We start from the raw sequence: 3,469 nt of genomic DNA, 5'->3' as shown, positions 1-3,469 counted from the left end.
TCGCGGGGCAGGGGCCGCTCCTCCTCGCCCTGCCGGGGTCGCGGCGGGGTGAGGTCACGCGGCTGACCCCGGTCTTCGGCGATGTGGTGGCGCGGCTGAAAGCCCGGCACCCCGACCTGCGCGTGGCACTGCCAACGGTGCGGGGCGTGGCGGGGCAGGTAGCAGAGCTGACGGAGGGATGGGCGGTCAAGCCGGAGATCATCGAGGACGCGGCCCGAAAGCGCGGGGCCTTCGCCGCGGCTGATGTGGCGCTGGCGGCTTCGGGCACGGTGTCGCTGGAACTCGCCGCCAACGCCTGCCCGATGGTCGTGGCCTATGACATGCACCCGGCAACCCTGTGGCTGATGCGCCGGGCCGCGTTGATCGACACGGTGACGCTGGTCAACCTCGTCAGCGAAACCCGCGTGGTGCCGGAGTTCATCGGGCCGGACTGCCGGGCCGAGAAGATCGCCCCCGCGCTGGAGGCGGTGCTGGCCGACCCTTCGGCGCAGCAATCGGCGATGGCCTTGACGATGGAGCGTCTGGGCAAGGGGGGCGAGCCCCCCGGCCTCAGGGCTGCGCGGTCGGTGCTGGCGTCACTGCGGGGGCCGCGTCACCGTTGACGATGGCCAGGACCTGCGGCATCAGCCCGGTCATCTTGTCGTTGATCAGCGCCATCATTCCCGGCTGCTGCGCGGCGGTCAGCTGCGGCAGCTTGGCCATCACCGACTTGCCCTCGGGCGTGGCGTAGAAGTCGCGCAGCGCGGTGATCTCGGCCAGGGTCATCATGTCGGCCATGATCCCGGCCTGGTCATGCATCAGCTTCGTCAGCGGCTCGGTGAAGGTGTCGAGGTAAAGCTGGCGGATCTTCGCCACCTGCTCCTCGCTCAGTTTCGCCCCGCCGGCCGCCACCTGTTGCAGGACCGGCTGGTACATCGTCTCGATCATCGCCGACATGTCGAAGCCCTGCAGCGCAAGGTCGACATATTCGCTGGCGGCGGCCACCCGTTCTTCGCGCGTTTCGGCAAGGACGGGAAGCGGCAGGGCCAGAAGCGCCGTGATCGCAAGATATTTCAACGGGTCATCCTTTCCAGATCCAGCCACCACCATAGATGCGGCTGCCTTCGGGGGCATAGAAGACGCAGGCCTGCCCGGCGCTGACCCCGTCCTCGGGCGCAAGGAGTTCCACCTCGGCCGTGGTCGGGCCGGTGGGGCGGATGATCGCCTCGCGCGGGGGGCGGGTCGAGCGGACCTTGACCTTCAGCTGCCATTCGGGCTGCGAGTCAAAGGGGGCGTCGCCCAGCCAGTTGATCTCGCGCACCGGGATGATCCGGGTGGAGAGCGCCACTTTCGGCCCGACGATCACCCGCCGGGTCTCGGGGTCCAGCTTCACGACATACAAAGGCTCGCCCAGACCGCCGATCCCGAGGCCCTTCCGCTGGCCGATGGTGTAATGGATCACGCCCCGATGCTCGCCCAGCACGTTGCCGTCCATATCGACGATCTCGCCCGGATCGGCGGCACCGGGGCGCAGCTTCTCGATCACCGCGGCGTAGTTGCCGTTCGGGACGAAGCAGATGTCCTGGCTGTCGGGCTTGTCCGCCACCGGCAGCCCGTATTTCGCCGCCAGCGCCCGGGTTTCGGCCTTCGACGCCAGATGCCCCAGCGGGAAGCGCAGGTAGCTCAGCTGCTCGGGCGTGGTCGAGAACAGGAAATAGCTCTGGTCGCGGGCGGGATCGGCGGCCTGGTGCAGTTCCGGGGCGTGTTCGCCCAGTTTGCGCTGGATGTAATGCCCGGTCGCCATGCAATCGGCCTCAAGGTCCTTTGCCGTCGCCAGCAGGTCCTTGAACTTCACCCGTTCGTTGCAGCGGATGCAGGGCACCGGAGTTGCGCCCGCGAGATAAGCGTCGGCGAATTCCTCGATCACCGCCTCGCGGAAGGTGTTCTCGTAGTCGAGGACATAGTGCGGGAACCCCATCGTCTCGGCCACGCGGCGCGCGTCATGGATGTCGCGACCTGCACAGCAGGCGCCCTTCTTCGCCAGCGCGGCGCCGTGGTCGTAAAGCTGCAGCGTGACGCCCACGACGTCATAGCCTTCCTCGGCCAGCATCGCGGCCACGACCGAGCTGTCGACACCGCCCGACATGGCGACGACGACCCGCGTCTCGGAGGGCGGCTTGGCAAAGCCAAGGGAGTTGAGGGCCAGATCGCGGGGCATGGGTCGATTGTCCGGGTTGCGGGAATGATGGGCAATATATGAAAATGCTGTCTACTCTCAATCCCCCGTTTCAGGATTGATTAAGCCTGTTCGATCATTCTGCCGTGAAAGCAATGAGGGAACGGCGATGTTTCTGAAGCGAGTCGATGGCCCCCGGCAGATCACCTTGCCGGATGGCAGCATTCTCAGCAGGGCGGACCTGCCACCTGCCGATACCCGCCGCTGGGTCGCCAGCCGCAAGGCGGTGGTGGTCCGCGCGGTCGTCTACGGCTTGATCTCGGAGAAGGAGGCGCTGGACCGCTACGCCCTGTCCGAGGAGGAGTTCGGCCTCTGGCGCACGGCTGTCGCGAAGCATGGCGATGCTGGCCTGAAAGTCACAGCGATCCAGAAATACAGACAACTTTAAATGGATTCATACTCTCCCTCTGGCATAGTAACCGTCCGTTAACCATTGATCGCCAAGGTTGTTAACGAAGAACCACCGGAGCGGAGTTTTAAAGAATGCGCATTCTGCTTGTCGAGGACGATCCCACGACCTCGCGCAGCATCGAATTGATGCTGACCCATGCCAACCTGAACGTCTATTGCACCGACATGGGCGAAGACGGGATCGACCTGGCGAAGCTCTACGACTACGACCTGATCCTTCTCGACCTGAACCTGCCGGACATGAGCGGGCACGAGGTGCTGCGCCAGGTGCGCCAGGCCCGGGTGGAAACCCCGATCCTGATCCTTTCCGGCGCCGATGATACGGAAAACAAACTGAAAGGCTTCGGATTCGGTGCCGACGACTACCTGACCAAACCCTTCCACCGCGAGGAACTGGTCGCCCGCATCCACGCCATCATCCGTCGGTCCAAGGGCCACAGCCAGTCGGTGATCAAGACCGGGCGGGTGTCGGTCAATCTGGATGCCAAGACCGTGGATGTCGAGGGCAAGGCGGTGCATCTGACCGGCAAGGAATATCAGATGCTGGAATTGCTTTCCTTGCGCAAGGGCACCACCCTGACCAAGGAAATGTTCCTGAACCATCTTTACGGCGGGATGGACGAACCGGAATTGAAGATCATCGACGTCTTCATCTGCAAGCTGCGCAAGAAGCTGGCCGAAGCCACCGGCGGCGACAATTACACCCACATTCTCCAAGTAAGTCGCTGATTTCGCTGTCGCAATCGTGATATTTCGCATATAAATCATGGCGTTGACGGCTGCGAGGGGCGCGTTTCATGGATCACCTGGAGGGTGCGGGCTTGGCGCGGGGAGATCGGGTTG

Annotated in this window: 4 protein-coding genes and 1 pseudogene; 3 read left to right on the top strand and 2 right to left on the bottom strand. The window is 64.3% G+C overall.

What is annotated here, in order from left to right; genetic code table 11:
• Positions 1-602: pseudogene (locus ACE3P6_RS19065) on the top strand (lipid-A-disaccharide synthase); the annotation flags it as partial.
• Here ACE3P6_RS19065 and ACE3P6_RS19060 read toward each other — a convergent pair.
• Together ACE3P6_RS19060 and mnmA are read right to left on the bottom strand one after the other, a co-directional pair.
• Positions 550-1,056 carry a DUF2059 domain-containing protein gene (locus ACE3P6_RS19060; protein WP_374398021.1) on the bottom strand — a complete coding sequence of 169 codons (507 nt, stop codon included), beginning with the start codon at positions 1,054-1,056 and terminating at the stop codon, positions 550-552. The pseudogene ACE3P6_RS19065 and the gene ACE3P6_RS19060 sit on opposite strands and share 53 nt — an antisense overlap.
• Before the next feature lie 4 nt (positions 1,057-1,060).
• Positions 1,061-2,197: a tRNA 2-thiouridine(34) synthase MnmA gene (gene mnmA / locus ACE3P6_RS19055; protein ID WP_374398020.1), complete on the bottom strand. Its 1,137-nt coding sequence runs from the start codon at positions 2,195-2,197 to the stop codon at positions 1,061-1,063.
• 127 nt (positions 2,198-2,324) lie between these two features.
• Between mnmA and ACE3P6_RS19050 the strand changes: the two genes are divergently transcribed.
• Positions 2,325-2,603, top strand: coding sequence for a DUF1153 domain-containing protein (locus ACE3P6_RS19050; protein WP_374398019.1), 279 nt, complete (start codon positions 2,325-2,327; stop codon positions 2,601-2,603).
• Positions 2,604-2,698: 95 nt separating this feature from the next.
• On the top strand, positions 2,699-3,355 hold the full coding sequence (gene ctrA, locus ACE3P6_RS19045) for a response regulator transcription factor CtrA (RefSeq protein WP_374398018.1): 657 nt from the start codon (positions 2,699-2,701) through the stop codon (positions 3,353-3,355).
• Positions 3,356-3,469: the final 114 nt, after the last annotated feature.

It is taken from the genome of Tabrizicola sp., assembly GCF_041911175.1.
Taxonomy (GTDB): domain Bacteria; phylum Pseudomonadota; class Alphaproteobacteria; order Rhodobacterales; family Rhodobacteraceae; genus Tabrizicola.
This window is presented reverse-complemented; position numbering and strand designations above follow the sequence as displayed.